This is a genomic window from Clostridioides sp. ZZV15-6383, from assembly GCF_020657735.1.
In the GTDB taxonomy this organism is placed as follows: domain Bacteria; phylum Bacillota; class Clostridia; order Peptostreptococcales; family Peptostreptococcaceae; genus Clostridioides; species Clostridioides difficile_D.
In genome coordinates this window covers 19,270-36,233 of the sequence record NZ_JAGWCV010000006.1, presented here as the reverse complement: position 1 = coordinate 36,233, position 16,964 = coordinate 19,270, and the positions used below count along the sequence as shown (strand labels likewise).

The window sequence follows — 16,964 nt, the reverse complement described above, 5'->3', positions numbered from 1 at the left end:
TTTATGTAATTGAATGTACGTATTATAATGTACATTATACTATATATTAATATGTCTAGTTAAGAGTAAATGATTTCCTATTATTAGGAAATATATTTATGTGAAAGGAAATTATTTAGGAAGTACAATATAAATATAATCAAATAAAATAAAAAATTCATTAAGAAATAAATTAATGGATAAAAATACTGGAGGTATTGTTATGAAAAATATAAGAGTGTTATTGGCATGTGGTTCAGGGGCAAGTACAGGTTTTATGGCAACTAGTATGAGAAAGAGTGCAAAGAAAAAAGGCATAGAAGCAGATATAAAAGCTAGAAGTGAGTCAGAGATAGATAAATATTTACCAGAAATAGATTGTTTATTATTAGGACCACATTTAGATTATATGAAAGATGAAATCCAAAAAAAAGCTGATGAATATAATGTTCCAGTAGCATGTATATCTAAAACTGCATATGGAAGATTAGATGGTGTAAAGGCTTTAGAAGAAGCATTAGAATTAATATCAAATAAATAAAATATTTATGGGGAGATTGTTTATGAATAAATTTATAGATTTGTTAAGTGAAAAGTTTACTCCTGTTGTAAATAAGATAACTAAGAATATATGGGTACAATCAGTTCAATCAACTATAATGAAAGTTTTACCTATGGTATTTGTAGGTTCTTTAGTAACTATAGTTTCTGTCTTGAAGAATTACATAAGTTTCTTGCCTGATTTAAGTCCAATAAATCAATATACATTTGGACTTTTAGGACTATTTATAGCATTTTTATTACCTATGGAAATAATGAAGAATAAGAAATTTGAAAGTATGAGTGTAGTAGCTGGTCTTGCAGGTGCTGGATTAATGTTAATGATGATTCGTCCAGAGATTACGAATGAAGGAGCTATATTTAACTTCAATAGATTTGGAGGAGAAGGAATGCTTGTAGCACTAGTTGCAGGATTATTCTCCGGATTAATAATGTCTTTATTTGGGTCTTTCTCATTTTTTGGTGAAGATTCAGCACTTCCTGATTTTGTAAGTAAGTGGTTTGATAGTATGTTACCTATAGCAGTAATAATGTTTATAGGTTGGGGACTAATTTATGGACTTAACTTTGATATGTTTGAAATAATAGTTAGGATATTTAAACCAGTATCAGATATAGCACAAACATTGCCTGGATTTGTACTGTTAAACTTCTTAGTAGTATTTTTATATTCTTTAGGTATAAGTGGGTGGGTATTATCTCCGATAACTTATGCAATTCAGCTTAGTGCAATTGCAGCGAATGCAGCAGCTGTAGCATCAGGAGGGCTTGCAACTAATATATATACTTATGAAGTTGTTCAAACAGGCTGGATAACTTTAGGTGGATGGGGAGCAACATTACCACTAGTGCTAATGATGTGTTTATCTAGAGCTGGAAGAATAAAAGCAATAGGAAGAGCATGTATCGTTCCTTCTATAATGAACATAAATGAACCAGTAATGTTTGGAGCTCCAGTAGCATGGAACCCATTTTTAATGTTACCTATGTGGATAGGAACAGTAGTAATATCAATAACTACTTACTTATCAATGAGTATGGGATTTGTGACAATTCCGAGTAAGGTGTTTAATTTATGGTATGTTCCTTTTGGTATATCTACTTTTATGGTAAATCAAGATGTTAGAGGGCTTCTTGTTTTAGCAATAAATATAGTATTACTATTCATGATATGGTATCCATTTTTTAAAGCTTATGAAAAAGAAGAACTAAAACTAGAGAGTCAAGAAGCTTAAATTTAGATGTTGAAAGGAAATTATAAATATGACAATTGAAGAACATGTAATAGATGAAGAATTAATAGAAGTAGCAATGCAAATAATACTTCGTGCAGGTGAGGCTAGGACAGAAATTAAACAAGCTCTTAGTGATTTAGAAAGGTTTGATTATAAAAATGCTGATTTAAAACTAGCTAAAGCAAAAGAGTTTATGACAGAAGCACATAGAGCTCAAACTAACATTATACAAGGGGAAGCTAGTGGAGAAAAAAGAGCCCATTCACTTTTATTTGCACATGCTCAAGATACTCTTATGACAATATTCAGCGAGTTAAATATAACTATGTCTTTGGTAGGAATAGTAAGGTCTATAGAATTTAAGATAAATGATTTAAATAACATAAAATAAGGAGTGATTAAATTGAGTAAGTTTCCTAAAGGTTTTTTGTGGGGTGGGGCTGTAGCAGCTAACCAATTAGAAGGTGCCTGGAATGAAGGTGGCAAAGGGTGGTGTTTAGCTGACGTACATATATATGATAAAGATAGAGATATATCTAAACATTATGAGTCTGATATGACTGTAGATAAAATAAAGTTTGCTATGAAAGATAAGAATGGGTACTACCCTAAGCGTAATGGAATAGACTTTTATCATACATATAAGGAAGATTTAAAGCTTTTAAAAGAACTAGGGTTAAAGTGTTTTAGATTTTCAATAAATTGGGCTAGAATATTCCCAAATGGAGATGATTTAGAGCCTAATGAAGAGGGGTTAAAGTTTTATGATAATCTTATAAATGAAGTAGTAGATAATGGTATGGAACCTGTTGTAACCCTACTTCATTATGAGACTCCTTTGAATTTAGTATTAAAATATAAAGGATGGTCTAATAGAAAAGTAGTAGATTTCTTTGTTAGATATGCACAATTAATATTAAATAGATACAAAGATAAAGTTAAATACTGGATAGTTATAAACCAAATAAATTTAATGTATCATGAATCATTTAATTCAGTTGCGTTTTGTGTAGACCAGGTAGATGATGTAGAAGAGGCTAAATATCAAGCTATTCATCATCAATTTATGGCTACAGCTTTAACTAAGAAGCTTGGAAAAGAAATAAATTCAGATATGATGATAGGTATGATGATGGCAGATTGTACATCTTATCCAGAAGATTGTGACCCTGAAAATGTGGTATTTGCTTTAAAAAGAAATAGAATACAGTATTTCTTCACTGATGTAAGTTTTAGAGGGGAGTATCCAGCTTACATCAAGAGATTCTTCAAAGAAAATAACATAAATATAGTTATGGAGGAGGGAGATGATAAAGTATTAAAAGAGAATACTATGGATTTTCTAGCTCTATCATATTATTATTCTACAACAGTATCAGCAAGTAAAAATACTATGAATCCAATTGACAATGTAAAAAATCCATACTTAAAAGCAAATCCTTGGGGGTGGGCAATTGACCCTAAAGGATTATACAATACTTTATCTCAATATTATGATAGATACCAAAAGCCAATAATGATAGCTGAAAATGGATTTGGAATGCATGATGAATTTGAAGATGGAAAAGTTCATGATAGTTACAGAATAGATTATTTAGGAAAACATATAGAACAAATAGGTGAAGCTATAGCTGATGGAACCGAAATATTAGCTTATTGTATGTGGTCGCCAATAGATATAGTAAGTTGTTCATCTCAAGAAATGGAAAAAAGATATGGATTTATATATGTAGATATAGATAACAACGGAAATGGAAGCAAAGAACGTTACAAAAAAGATAGTTTTTATTGGTATCAAAATGTAATAAGAACTAATGGAGAAGAATTAAAAGAAAAAGTAGATAGTTTTTAAATATAAATAATCCCTCTTATAAATACTATGTTATTAATACAGTTTTATAAGAGGGATTATAATTATAAATAAGGTGGTTTATTAATTATGAGTGTCATAAAAAAATTTATATTTGTAATTTTAATTATGAATATACTGGGATGTGGTATATCTCTTATACTTCAGTCAGGTCTTGGTAGTGATGCAATTACACTTTTAAATGAGGGTATACATATAAAGTTAGGTATAAGTTATACAATAGCAGGGCTAATATATAATGGAACTCTATTACTTATAGCATTGTTATTGAATAAAAAAAGTTTGGGATTGGGAAGCTGTGTTTATGTACTAGTAGCAGGAATATTTATAGATTTGTATATATATTTATTATTAGATTTTAATATAAGTAGTTTAGGGATTAGCATTAGAATAATGAGCTTTATAATTGGTCATATACTTATGTGTAGTGGATTTGCAATGCTTATAAAATTTGACATTGGAATGAGCCCTTTAGATGCTATATTAATCTATATTGAGGGCAAATTTAAGTATCCATATAAAGTTTTAAAAACTATAGCAGATGTAATATTTTTAATTTTAGGTGTATATTTAGGTGGGAATTTAGGGTTTGGAACTATATTTTCAATATTATGTACTGGAACTACAATTTCAATTGTTAGTAAGATGATTTCTATTAATAAAAAAAGGTATTACTCAAGTATATAAATCTCAAATATATAAATCTCAAGTATATAAATTGATAAGTGAGAAAATAGGATAATATTTATGAATCATTTTCAATAATTCGAGTTAATTTAAGGTCGCAAAAATTGGAGTTACTCAGTTTTAGTAATTGAGTAATTCTTTTTTATTGCAAAATACTATAATAACTACATAATTAATTGAAGTATAAAATTATAATATTATAAATTTACATATATAGACATTGACTAAATCTTAATTGTGTATAAAAATAAGTAGTTAGGAGGTAATATATTACTCGATAAATTTAGACAAATAAAACTTATATATAAGGAGAGGTAAGATATGATAGTTGAGCTAAACAAAAGTAATTCTGAAAATCTAACGAAGACGGAACTTGAAATAATTAAATTTATAAATGAAAATGAGTCAATATTACCAGAATTATCTATAGTAGAGATTGCTCATGAAACATATTCATCTCCAGCAACCGTTTCAAGAGCAATTAGAAAATGTGGTTTAAATGGATTTAATGAACTTAGGTATAGATTAACAGTAAAAGATGAAAACAATGATATACAAAATATGGGGGATATAATAAATAAGTCTTTTATAGAAGCACAGAGAGTTATAGAACAAATATCTCTAACTACACTAATTAACATAATAAAAACTATAAACAAATCTAGTAAGATATACATTTTAGCAAGAGGGCTTACTGAATATGTAGCAAAAGAGTTTAGTCTTAAATTGCAACTACTTGACTTTAATGTTGTTTTTATAAATGACCCCAATATAATGAAAATAAAATCTAAATCAATAAAAAAAGACGAACTTATAATTATATTTTCGTTGAATGGAAATACTATAGAACTTGTAGAATCAGCACAGAATGCTAATTTAGTTGGAGCTAAAGTTATAACTTGTTGTTGTAGTGAAAGTGCAAAACTTATAAAGTATTCAGATTTATATATTGTGGGATACAAGCATGAGCATATCTCAATTTCTGAATATGAAGTATCATCTAGGTTGCCTTTGTATATTATATCTAGGATAATTATAGATTATATGGTCAGATATAATAATTCTGAAAATTAAATTGAAAAGTCTATGAAAATTGATTTTCTATTTGTGAAAAGATTTTCATAGACTTTTTTATTATAATGAAAACATACACAGCACAAGCAAGGGGGAAGACAATGATATATACATTAACTACGAATCCAGCAATAGATATGAATATATCTACTAATGGGATAAAGAGTAAATTAGTAAATCGTACATCAAATGCTGTATATTCTCCTAATGGAAAGGGATTAAATGTAACATTTGTACTAGGTCATTATGGTATAGAATCTAAGATATTAGGATTTTTTGGAGGTTTTTCAGGAAAATATATAGTTGAAGAAAGCGAAAAGAGAGGATTTGACGTATTGCCTACTTGGGTAGAAGATACAACTCGTATAAATATATTTTTAAATGATGGAAGTGATGAGTTTAAATTTGTAAACTCTGGGTCATATGTAAACGAAAAACAAAAACTAGATATGCTAGAGAAGATAGAGTCTCTAGAAGATATAAGTTACTTATCAATAAGTGGAAGCCTACCACCTGGTATTGATGATAATTACTATGAAGATATATTTAAGATTTGTAAAAAGAAAAATATAAAGACAATACTCGATATAAGTTCACCGAAATTAAAGGAATTATTACAGTATAACCCATATTTGATAAAACCAAATGATGAAGAAATCAAAGATATATTTGGAATTATTGTAAGAGATGAAGAAGATATTAAGGATGTACTCAAGTTACTATACTTAAAAGGTGCTCAAAATATATTGCTAACTTTAGGAGAAAAAGGTTCTTATTTTTACAATGGAAAATCAATTTATTATGCTAGTGCTCAACCAGTTACAGTAGTCAGCTCTGCATGTGCTGGTGATTCTGCATTAGCTGCTTTTCTAAGTATATGGTTGGAAAATCCAGAAGATATTGAATATGCGTTAAAAAGGTCAGCAGCAACAGGAGCAAGTGTGGCTGAAAGTAATGGTATAGGTAATTTGGCGAATGTGGAAGATTATATAAAAAATATAAGAGTCAGAAAGGTGGTATAAAAATGGGAAAGAAGATGATTCTAGGGGTAACAGGTTGTCCAACTGGAATAGCTCATACTTTTATGGCAGAAGAAGCATTAAAAAATTCAGCTAAAGAATTAGGGTGTGATATAAAAGTTGAAACGAATGGAGCTATAGGTGTAGAAAATAAGTTAACAGCAAAAGATATCGAAATGGCAGATGCAATAATAGTTGCTTGTGATAAAAACGTTGATATGGACAGATTCAATGGAAAGCCAGTAATAGAAGTACCTGTTAAAGAAGGTATACATAAAGCTAATGAACTTATACAAAGATGTATTGATGGAACAGTACCTATTAGAAAAGGAAATTCATCAAGTAGTAAAGTTGCAGAGGAAGGAAATTTATCATTTGGTCAAAAGTTATATAAAGACTTAATGAATGGTGTATCTCACATGTTGCCTTTAGTAGTAGCAGGTGGAGTACTGACTGCCATATCATTTTTATGGGGGATTTACTCCTTTGACCCAAATTCAGAACAGTATAATCAGATAGCAGCTACATTAAAATCTGTTGGTGGATATTCTATGAATTTGATGGTTCCTGTACTGGCAGCATTTATAGCTCAATCTATATCGGGGAGAGCTGGTATGTTGGCAGGACTTGTTGGAGGAATGATATCATTCGATACAGGTTCAGGATTTTTAGGTGGAATCATATCAGGATTTTTAGCAGGTTACTTAGTTAAATTATTTGTACATCTGTTAAGAAAACTACCAAGACAGTTAGAAGGTCTTAAATCGATTTTTATAATTCCTATAGTTAGTGTAGGTCTTGTAGGTGTAGCTATGTTGTTACTTGGTGGACCATGTTCAGCACTTAACAATGCTATGATGAACTTCCTATCAGGGTTGCAAAATTCAAGCCCTATAATCTTGGGGATAGTAATAGGATGCATGTCAGCATTTGATATGGGCGGTCCAGTAAATAAAGCAGCATATGTAACTGGAACTATGCTTCTAGGACAAGGAAATTATTTATTCATGGCAGGTGTATCTGCAGCTTGTATAACACCACCATTGGTAATAGCAATAGCGTCCACTCTATTTAAAAATAGATTTACAGAAGAAGATAGAGCAGCAGGGTTAATTAACTATATACTAGGTAGTACTCATATAACAGAAGGTGCAATACCTTTTGCAGCAAAAAATCCATTAAAAGTGTTGCCAGTACTTATGATTGCATCATCAATATCATCAATTTTAACTTATATAATGAAAATAGAAGTACCAGCTCCACATGGAGGGTTTTTGGTTCTAGGATTAGTCAATAAGCCACTTTTATGGGTAGGATGTATATTTGTAGGTTCATTAGTAGGTGCTGTACTTTATATGATGGTTACACCTAAAGTCGTAAATGAGAAAAATACGATAGAAAATACAAATACAACTAAAAATGAGCATAAAAATGAAAGTGCAGAATCGGAAAACGTATCTAATGATATATCTTTATATAGTGAAGAAACAGTAATTTTAGATGTTAAGGGAAAAAATAAAACAGATGTGATTGACGAAATGGTTGGGATACTTGATAAATCAGGTGTTCTTTCAGATAAAAATAAGTTTAAAAAAGAAATCCTTAAAAGAGAAGAAATATCATCTACAGGTTTTGGTATGGGGATAGCGATACCACATGCAAAAACAGATGCAGTAAAAATACCACGTGTAGCAGTGGGTATATCAAAAGAAGGATTTGATTTTGAATCAGAAGATGGAAGTTTAGCACATATTATATTTATGATAGCAGCTACGGATAATGGCGATAATTTACACTTAAAGACATTATCTCAACTATCTTCAAAATTAATGAATGAAGAATTTTTAAATGAATTATTAAATAGCAAAACAAGTAGAGAAATAGTATCAAAATTAAATAATGAAGAAATCAAATCATTATAAACATATAGGAGGATAAATTATGGCATTAGTGACAACTGAACAAATATTATTAGATGCACAAGAAGGGCATTATGCAGTAGGTGCATTTAATGTTGAAAATATGGAGATGGTTATGGCAGTAATAGAGGCTGCTGAAGAACTTAAATCACCAGTAATATTGCAAACAACACCTTCAACAATAAAGTATGCAGGACTGGATTATTATTTAGCGAATGTAAAGGTAGCATCAGAGAAGGCAAGTGTTCCTGTAGCAATGCACTTAGACCATGGTTCAAGCTTTGGACTAGCTATGCAGGCACTTAGAGTTGGATATACTTCTATTATGATTGATGGTTCTCATGAAAGTTACGAAGATAATATTTCAATATCTAAATCTGTTGTAGATGCATGTATGCCTTCAGATATACCTGTTGAAGCTGAATTAGGTAAAGTTGGAGGCAAGGAAGACGATTTAGATGGTGGTGATGGTGGAGCATATACAGACCCATTAGAAGCAAAAGAGTTTGTAGAGAGAACAGGGGTATCATCTTTGGCAGTAGCAATAGGTACAGCACATGGGCTATATAAGGGAGAACCAAAGCTTGATTTAGATAGATTGTCTGAAATTAGAGAGGTTGTATCAGTTCCATTAGTATTACATGGTGGGTCTGGGATACCAGATGAGATTATTAAGGAATCTATAAAAAGAGGGATTTGCAAGGTTAATTATGCAACAGAATTAAGGATTGCTTATAGTAATGGGGTTAAGGATGTGCTTAATTCTGACCCAGAGGTAATTGACCCTAAGAAATATGGTAAAAAAGGTTTAGAGTCAGTTAAAGATTTTGTTAAGAGTAGAATGGAAGTTTGTGGATGTGTAGGAAAATCAGTAGGGGAAGTGGAGTGTTAATGATAAAGGGAAAGAATAAGTAAAATTAAATTAAGGGGGTGTCTCAAAATGAACTTTTTAGTTCATGAGGCACTCTTTTTTGTATGAAATCAAATATATTTTCATAATTCCGAAAATAAAAAAGAAGATTATATCTATTTTGAGACAGCATCTTATTTTATTTTTTGATTAAGATTGTAATTGAGAAATTTGAAATAAGGAAGATGATATAATTAAATAAAAAGTTTCTTTCTATATTTAAATTAATATTAAAAAGTTATAATATGGTAAGAGTTATCCAAGTAGATGACTTCTATGATAGATATATGATAAAATAATTTTGTATGGTATATATAATAATCATAAAATAAGAGTATTGCATTAGTTTTTTAGCTAAAATATGTAAATAGGAAAAATAATTTAATAACTGTATAGTAAAAACTTGGATTTAACATAAGACACTAACTATTAAGGCGTACGACTAAAATATATATTTAAATTATTTTATGAACACTGGAGGGAAAGTCATATATGATTACAGGAGAATTAAGGAGTAAAGTAGACAAGATTTGGGAGACATTTTGGACTGGTGGATTAACTAATCCATTAGAAGTTATAGAACAATTTACATATCTTTTATTTATTAAAGGATTGGATGAAGTAGAAACAAAAAATGAAGCAGAAGCAACTCTTTTGGGTGTTTCTCTTGAAAGGATATTTGATGATGAACATCAACATTTAAGATGGAGTAAGTTTTCTAATGAAGGAAATTCAGAAAAAATGTATGAAATAGTACAAAATGAAGTGTTTCCTTTCATAAAAAAATTACATGGAAATAAAGACTCAGCTTATGCAAAGTACATGGGAGATGCAATATTTAAAATTCCTACGCCTCTTATGTTATCTAAAATAGTTGATGGTATTAGTAATTTAGAATTAAGTAAAGATAGAGATACAAAGGGAGATTTGTATGAGTATTTATTATCCAAAGTGGCTACAGCAGGTACTAATGGTCAATTTAGGACTCCAAGACACATAATAGATATGATAGTAAGACTTATTAAACCAACACCAGAAGATATTATAGTAGACCCGGCAGCAGGTTCAGCAGGTTTTTTAGTATCATCACAACAGTATTTAAGAGATAATCATTCGAGTCTTTTCTTAGTGCAAGGGCTGAAGGAGCATTTTAATAATGGTATGTTCTATGGATTTGATATGGATAGAACTATGCTTAGAATAGGTGCTATGAATATGATGTTGCATGGCGTTGACAATCCTAATATAGAGTATAAGGATTCTTTATCGGAGGTTAATACAGATAAAGATAAGTTTACATTGGTGTTAGCAAATCCTCCTTTTAAGGGAAGTTTAGATTATGAAGCAGTGTCAGCAGACTTATTAAAAGTGACTAAGACAAAGAAAACAGAGTTATTATTCTTGGCACTTTTTTTAAGAGTTTTAAAAATTGGTGGAAGATGCGCATGTATAGTGCCAGATGGAGTATTGTTTGGTTCAACAGGTGGACATAAATCGATAAGAAAAGAAATAGTTGATAATCATAAATTGGAAGCTATAATATCAATGCCAAGTGGTGTATTTAAGCCATATGCAGGAGTATCTACAGCTATAATGATATTTACTAAAACAGGGACAGGTGGAACTGATAAGGTATGGTTCTATGATATGAAAGCTGATGGTTATTCTTTGGATGATAAGAGAAATGAGATAAAGGATAGTGATATAGAGGATATTATTAAGAGATTTGATAATCTTGATGGGGAAGTAGATAGAAAAAGAACAGAGCAAAGCTTTTTTGTTAATGTGGAAGAGATAAGAGAGAATGGGTATGATTTATCTATTAATAAGTATAAAGAGGTAGTATATGAAGAAGTAGTTTATGATGCTCCTAGTGTTATTATAGGTAGGGTTAAGGCGTTAGAGAAAGAGATAGTGGATGGATTAGAGGAACTAGAAAGAATGTTAGAGGTGTAGAGTATGGTTGATGAAGCAAAAATTTTAGATGTTGTTAGTATAAGCGGGGAAAATGTAAAAAAGTTTGATGGAGAACGCTCATATCTTAGTACTGGAAACTTAGATTTTAACAAGATAACCAATCTAGAAATAGTTACTTATGAAAATAAACCTTCTAGAGCAAATCAAACTGTAAATATAGGAGAAGTTATATTTGCAAAAATGAAGGACACAAAGAAAACACTAGTTATTAATAAAACTAATAAAAGTATAATAGTATCGACTGGTTTTTATGTTTTAAAACCATCAAAAGAAATATTGCCTCAATATTTATACCATTACTTAAATAGTAGTTATTTTCTAAATCAAAAAAATAGGTTAAGTAAAGGTGCTACACAATCAGCTTTAAATAATGAAGGATTAGCTAATATAAAAATACGCATGTATAATTTAAAAGTGCAAGAAAAGGTAGTGCGTGTTTTAGATAAAGCTCAAGAGTTAATAGATAAAAGAAAAGAGCAAATAGAAGTATTGGATGAATTAGTTAAATCAAGATTTATTGAGATGTTTGGTAATCCAGTAAATAACCCTATAGGATGGGAAGTTAAAAGATTAAATGATATATCAACAGAAATATTGAGTGGAACTACTCCAAAGGGAGGAAGTCAGGTTTATATTGAAAAAGGAATTATCTTTTTAAGAAGTCAAAATGTTTGGAAAAATAAATTAGTACTTGATGATGTAGCATATATTGATGAAGAAACTCATAATAGTATGAAAAAAAGTAGCTTGAAAAATAGAGATATTTTAATAACTAAAACTGGAAGAATAAATACTGAAAATAGTAGTTTAGGTAGAGCAGCTATGTTTTTGGGAGAAGATGATAGTGCTAATATTAATGGACATGTTTATCTTATAAGACTTAAAAAAAATATTATAAATGAATTTGTTTTATTTATACTTACAATAGATGTATATAGAGAATATATAAGAAGTGTATGTGTTGGGGGTATTGACAAAAGGCAGATAAACAAAGAACATTTAGAAGAATTTCCTATAATATTACCACCAGTAGAACTTCAAAATGAATTTGTTGGGTTTATTAAAGAAGTAGATAAATTAAAATTAAAAATAGAAGATAGCTTAAAACAACTAGAAGATAACTTTAACTCATTAATGCAAAAAGCTTTTAAAGGAGACTTATTCAACTAAAATACAAGTATTAAAATGGGGGAATAAAATCTATGAATCAAATAGAGCTAGATTTATATCATGACATGGTAAATATCTATAAAGAAGCTGATTTACAATGTAACTATAAGCCAACAAGATTTTTACAACTGATAAATAACAAAGGAGCCTTATTAGCAGCTAAAGAATTAATCAATAAAGAAGGAGCTACTGAAGGATTTACAAGGTTATGGGAGTGTAAAAGATTAGATTTATCATTAGAAGTATTAGTATTAAAAGAAAAGTATAAAGAATTGTTTACTGATAAAGAAAGAGAAATATGTATAAATAGATTAAAAGATTATGGATATAAATTCAATTAAGCAATATTACCTAATAAACAAGAGGTGATTAAATGAGAAATATACCAGATGAGATTAAAAACTCAATAATAAATGTATTTCCAAAAGAAAATACTCTAGCAATCATAATATTTGGTAGTTATGGAACAGATAAGCATACATCAAAAAGCGATATAGACATAGCTTGGATTCCTATCAAAAAAGTACCAATTACAGAACTTGCAACTAAGACAGAAGCTCTAAGAAATATATTAGACATCGATGTGGACCTAAAAATTGTTACAGATAATTATACAATAGCACTTAAAAAAGCTATTTTAGAAGGTGATGTTATTTATGAATCTAAAGACTTTAAGGATTATATAAATAACTTCTATTTTGAAAACAGTGATGTAATAGATATCTTAGATTGGAGGGATATGTATGGTAATTAGAAATAAATTATCTTGGAACTCAATAGAAGAAGTAAATAGGGATTTTGGTTCTTGCTTATATGACCTACAAAACTTCAAAATCTTATATGATAAGGAAGAAATGCCTGAGTTATGGGCTAGATATATAAAAGAAGGTTTTAAAAGCTATATGGTCTCATTTCTAGAATTAACAAAAGCAATGTTGTATTATAAATCAATAGATTTAAACATAAAATCTAAAAATTTCTATGACTACCTCTTAGCTTGTGAATATCACAATTTATTACCTAAAAATTCTTCTATAGTTATAGAAACACTTAGAAAATTGAGAAATGATGATTCTCATGGATATGATGTACCACAGTTTGAAGATATGTACGAATTGTTTACAGAAAATGAAGAAGTATTTGTTAGTATAAGAAACAGCTGTAAGAAATAGTTTTTAGAGAGATTTATTTTAACTAAGGGACAAAAGGGGGATAAAAGCCTTGGGTAATTTTGATTTTTTACAAAAGAAGAAAAATTTCAATAGTTTTAATACTGCTTGCTTAGAAGCAGAAAAAAGTATACTAGTTAGCCCATCTACCTGTGCAACTATAACAAGAAGAGCTTTAGAGCTTGCAGTAAAATGGCTATATGCTAATGATAGCGATTTAGTATTACCTTATCAAGATAATCTTAGTACGTTGATTCATAACAATAGTTTTATAGAACTTATAGACTATGATATGTTACATTTATTAAAATATATAGTTAAATTAGGTAATGTATCTGTACATACTAGTGCGAATATAGAAAGAGGAGAAGCAATACTTTCACTTAACAATTTGCATCAGTTTGTTAGTTGGATAGATTATTGTTATTCAGATGAATATACAGCAGAAGAGTTTAATGAAGATTTATTACTTCATGGGGAAGAGAAAAGGACAAGACCGGACGAGCTTAAAAATCTTTATGAGAGATTAAGTTCAAAAGATAAAAAGCTTGAAGAAGTAATAAAAGAAAATGAAGAATTAAGAAAGTCATTAACTGAAAAGAGAAAAATTAATACTGTAAACTATGATTTCAAGATAGACGAAGTAAACGAATTTGAGACAAGAAAAAGATATATAAATATAGAATTAAAGCTTGCAGGTTGGGAATTTGGAAAAGACATAGGGGAAGAAATAGAAGTCCAAGGTATGCCTAATGAAAGTGGTGTAGGATATGTAGATTATGTTCTTTATGGTGAAAATGGTAGGCCATTAGCAGTAGTTGAGGCGAAAAGAACGAGTAAAGACCCGAAAATTGGTCAGCAACAAGCTAAACTATATGCAGACTGTCTGGAAAAGAAATATAGTCAAAGACCAATAATATTTTTAACTAATGGTTTTGATACCTATATTTGGGATGACTATTCAGATAGAAAAGTTTATGGGTTTTATAAAAAATCAGAATTACAACTTATTATAGATAGAAGAAAGAGTAAGAAGTCTTTAAGTTCTGTAACAATAAATGATGAAATATCCAATAGATATTATCAAAAAGAAGCTATTAGAGCTGTATGTGAGGCTTTTGAAAATAAGCAACGCAAAACTCTTTTGGTATGTGCTACTGGTACAGGAAAAACAAGAATTGCTATATCTATAGTTGATGTACTTTCAAGACATAACTGGATTAAAAATATACTATTTCTAGCAGATAGAAAAGCATTGGTAAAGCAAGCTAAAAAAAGTTTTACTAAGCTATTACCTAACTTGGCTTTATGTAATTTATTGGATAGCAAAGACAGCCCAGAAGATGCTAGGATGATATTTTCTACATATCCAACAATGATGAATGCAATTGATGATACGAAGTCTAAGGATGGAAAGAGATTGTTTACACCTGGTCATTTTGATTTAATTATAATAGATGAATCGCATAGAAGTATTTATAAAAAGTATAAGTCAATCTTTGATTATTTTGATTCTTACTTAATGGGTCTTACTGCTACACCAAAGGATGAGATAGATAAAAATACTTATTCAGTTTTTGACATGGAAAATGGAGTACCTACATATGCTTATGAGTATAATAAGGCAGTCGAGGATGGATATTTAGTAGATTATACTAGTATTGAGTTTAAGACTAAGATTATGGAAGATGGAATTAAGTATGATGAGCTTTCTGATGAAGAGAAGGAAGAATATGAAAATACATTTAATGATGATGAGAGTATTGGAGACGAAATAGGGAATAATGCAGTAAATGAGTGGCTATTTAATTCTGACACAATAGATTTAGTTTTAAATAAGCTAATGACAGAGGGGTTGAAAATAGAAGGAGAAGAAAAGATTGGTAAGACTATAATTTTTGCAAAGAATACAAAGCATGCTAGGGCAATAGTTGAAAGATTTAATAAACTGTATCCAAAGTATGGTGGGAACTTTGTAAAAGCAGTTGACTATAGTATAAATTATGTAGATTCTATAATAGATGATTTTTCTGATAAGAATAAATTCCCTCAAATAGCAGTCTCAGTAGATATGCTTGATACAGGAATTGATATACCTGAAATCTTAAATCTTGTTTTTTTCAAGAAAGTGAGAAGTAAGACTAAGTTTTGGCAAATGATAGGCAGGGGAACTAGATTATGTCCAGATTTATTAGGTGTTGATATGGATAAGGAAAGATTCTTAATATTTGATTTTTGTAATAATTTTGAATTTTTTAAATTTAATCCTAAAGGATTTGAGGGAAATAAAACAGAAACACTTACTGAAAAATTATTTAATATAAAGGTAAGTATGGTTAAAGAACTTCAAGATATTAAATATATAGAAGGTGAGTATGCAGAACTTAGAAAAGAATTGTTAGAAGAACTTATAACTTCTGTAAAAGTTTTAAATGAGGATAGTTATATAGTTAGGATGAATTTAAGCTATGTACATAAGTATAAAAATGAAAATATTTGGAGTAATATTGGAGCAGTAGCACAAAATGAGATAAGAGAATATATATCACCACTCATAACTTCATATAGTGATGATGAATTGGCTAAAAGATTTGATGTAGTTATGTATAATATACAACTTGCATACTTACAAAATAATAATGCAAGTAAAGGTATAAGACATGTAATGGCTACAGCAGAAAAACTTTCAAAACTTGGGACTATACCACAGATACAGCAACAAAAATATACTATTGAAAAAGCAATGACAGAGGAGTTTTGGGAAAACTCAGATATATTTGAGGTAGAAGAAGTACGTATATCATTAAGAGAGCTTATTAAATATCTTGAGAAGTCTAGTCAAAAGATATATTATACAAGTTTTGAAGATATGATTGTAGCAGAAGATAGAAATGATTCTGTGTACAATGCAAACAATCTTAAGAATTATAAAAAGAAGGTAGAGCATTATTTAAATAGTCATAAAGATGAATTAGCAATATTTAAATTAAGAAATAATAAAAAGATTACAAAGCAGGATGTTGAAACTTTAGAGGAAATACTCTTAAAGCAATTAGGTAATTGTGATGATTATAAGAAGGAGTTTGGAGATACTCCAGTAAGTCAATTAGTGAGAAAACTAGTGGGATTGGATAGAGAAGCTGCAAATGAAGCTTTTTCAGAGTTTTTAAATAATAAGAGTTTTAATACTAAGCAAATACATTTTGTTAAACTTATAGTCGATTATGTAGTTAAGAATGGATTTATAGAGGATAACAAAGTGTTGATGGAAGATCCATTTAGAACTGTTGGAAGTATAATTGATTTATTTGAAAATCATATTGAGGAGAGAAATAAATTGATTAAAACTATAAATGAAATTAAAGAAAATGCATCAGAGATAGGTTAATAATGT

General features: G+C 29.4%; 15 protein-coding genes. All 15 read left to right on the top strand.

Annotated elements, in window-relative coordinates; translation table 11 throughout:
- Nucleotides 1-202: 202 nt before the first annotated feature.
- The 15 genes from KGF42_RS04050 to KGF42_RS03980 all read left to right on the top strand — a co-directional run bounded on the left by KGF42_RS04050 (nt 203) and on the right by KGF42_RS03980 (nt 16,958).
- Nucleotides 203-520: a PTS sugar transporter subunit IIB gene (locus KGF42_RS04050; RefSeq protein WP_054275005.1), complete on the top strand. Its 318-nt coding sequence runs from the start codon at nt 203-205 to the stop codon at nt 518-520.
- Nucleotides 521-542: 22 nt separating this feature from the next.
- On the top strand, nt 543-1,775 hold the full coding sequence (locus tag KGF42_RS04045; RefSeq protein ID WP_227822703.1) for a PTS transporter subunit EIIC: 1,233 nt from the start codon (nt 543-545) through the stop codon (nt 1,773-1,775).
- 28 nt (nt 1,776-1,803) lie between these two features.
- On the top strand, nt 1,804-2,166 hold the full coding sequence (locus KGF42_RS04040) for a PTS lactose/cellobiose transporter subunit IIA (RefSeq protein ID WP_227822702.1): 363 nt from the start codon (nt 1,804-1,806) through the stop codon (nt 2,164-2,166).
- Nucleotides 2,167-2,169: 3 nt separating this feature from the next.
- A complete protein-coding gene (locus KGF42_RS04035; RefSeq protein ID WP_413926986.1) occupies nt 2,170-3,627 on the top strand; it encodes a glycoside hydrolase family 1 protein in 1,458 nt (485 codons plus the stop codon).
- Between the two features lie 87 nt (nt 3,628-3,714).
- Complete coding sequence (locus KGF42_RS04030; RefSeq protein WP_227822701.1) at nt 3,715-4,332, top strand: hypothetical protein; 618 nt, start codon at nt 3,715-3,717, stop codon at nt 4,330-4,332.
- A gap of 321 nt (nt 4,333-4,653) precedes the next feature.
- Nucleotides 4,654-5,406: a MurR/RpiR family transcriptional regulator gene (locus KGF42_RS04025; protein WP_227825814.1), complete on the top strand. Its 753-nt coding sequence runs from the start codon at nt 4,654-4,656 to the stop codon at nt 5,404-5,406.
- A 101-nt stretch (nt 5,407-5,507) separates the two neighbouring features.
- On the top strand, nt 5,508-6,428 hold the full coding sequence (locus KGF42_RS04020) for a 1-phosphofructokinase (RefSeq protein ID WP_107594011.1): 921 nt from the start codon (nt 5,508-5,510) through the stop codon (nt 6,426-6,428).
- Nucleotides 6,429-6,430: 2 nt separating this feature from the next.
- Nucleotides 6,431-8,347 carry a PTS fructose transporter subunit IIABC gene (locus tag KGF42_RS04015; protein ID WP_227825813.1) on the top strand — a complete coding sequence of 639 codons (1,917 nt, stop codon included), beginning with the start codon at nt 6,431-6,433 and terminating at the stop codon, nt 8,345-8,347.
- 19 nt (nt 8,348-8,366) lie between these two features.
- Nucleotides 8,367-9,236 carry a tagatose-bisphosphate aldolase subunit GatY gene (gene gatY, locus KGF42_RS04010; RefSeq protein WP_227825812.1) on the top strand — a complete coding sequence of 290 codons (870 nt, stop codon included), beginning with the start codon at nt 8,367-8,369 and terminating at the stop codon, nt 9,234-9,236.
- Nucleotides 9,237-9,746: 510 nt separating this feature from the next.
- The gene (locus KGF42_RS04005; RefSeq protein WP_227825811.1) at nt 9,747-11,210 is read left to right on the top strand and encodes a class I SAM-dependent DNA methyltransferase; all 1,464 of its coding nucleotides are present in this window, start codon (nt 9,747-9,749) and stop codon (nt 11,208-11,210) included.
- 3 nt (nt 11,211-11,213) lie between these two features.
- Complete coding sequence (locus KGF42_RS04000) at nt 11,214-12,401, top strand: restriction endonuclease subunit S (RefSeq protein ID WP_227825810.1); 1,188 nt, start codon at nt 11,214-11,216, stop codon at nt 12,399-12,401.
- Between the two features lie 32 nt (nt 12,402-12,433).
- Complete coding sequence (locus tag KGF42_RS03995) at nt 12,434-12,742, top strand: hypothetical protein (protein WP_227825809.1); 309 nt, start codon at nt 12,434-12,436, stop codon at nt 12,740-12,742.
- Nucleotides 12,743-12,774: 32 nt separating this feature from the next.
- Nucleotides 12,775-13,155: a nucleotidyltransferase domain-containing protein gene (locus KGF42_RS03990; protein WP_227825808.1), complete on the top strand. Its 381-nt coding sequence runs from the start codon at nt 12,775-12,777 to the stop codon at nt 13,153-13,155.
- Nucleotides 13,145-13,573, top strand: coding sequence for a hypothetical protein (locus KGF42_RS03985; RefSeq protein ID WP_227825807.1), 429 nt, complete (start codon nt 13,145-13,147; stop codon nt 13,571-13,573). The genes KGF42_RS03990 and KGF42_RS03985 overlap by 11 nt, the downstream gene beginning before the upstream one ends.
- A 49-nt stretch (nt 13,574-13,622) precedes the next feature.
- Nucleotides 13,623-16,958 (top strand): DEAD/DEAH box helicase family protein, encoded by a 3,336-nt coding sequence (locus tag KGF42_RS03980; RefSeq protein WP_227825806.1) that lies wholly within the window; start codon nt 13,623-13,625, stop codon nt 16,956-16,958.
- Nucleotides 16,959-16,964: the final 6 nt, after the last annotated feature.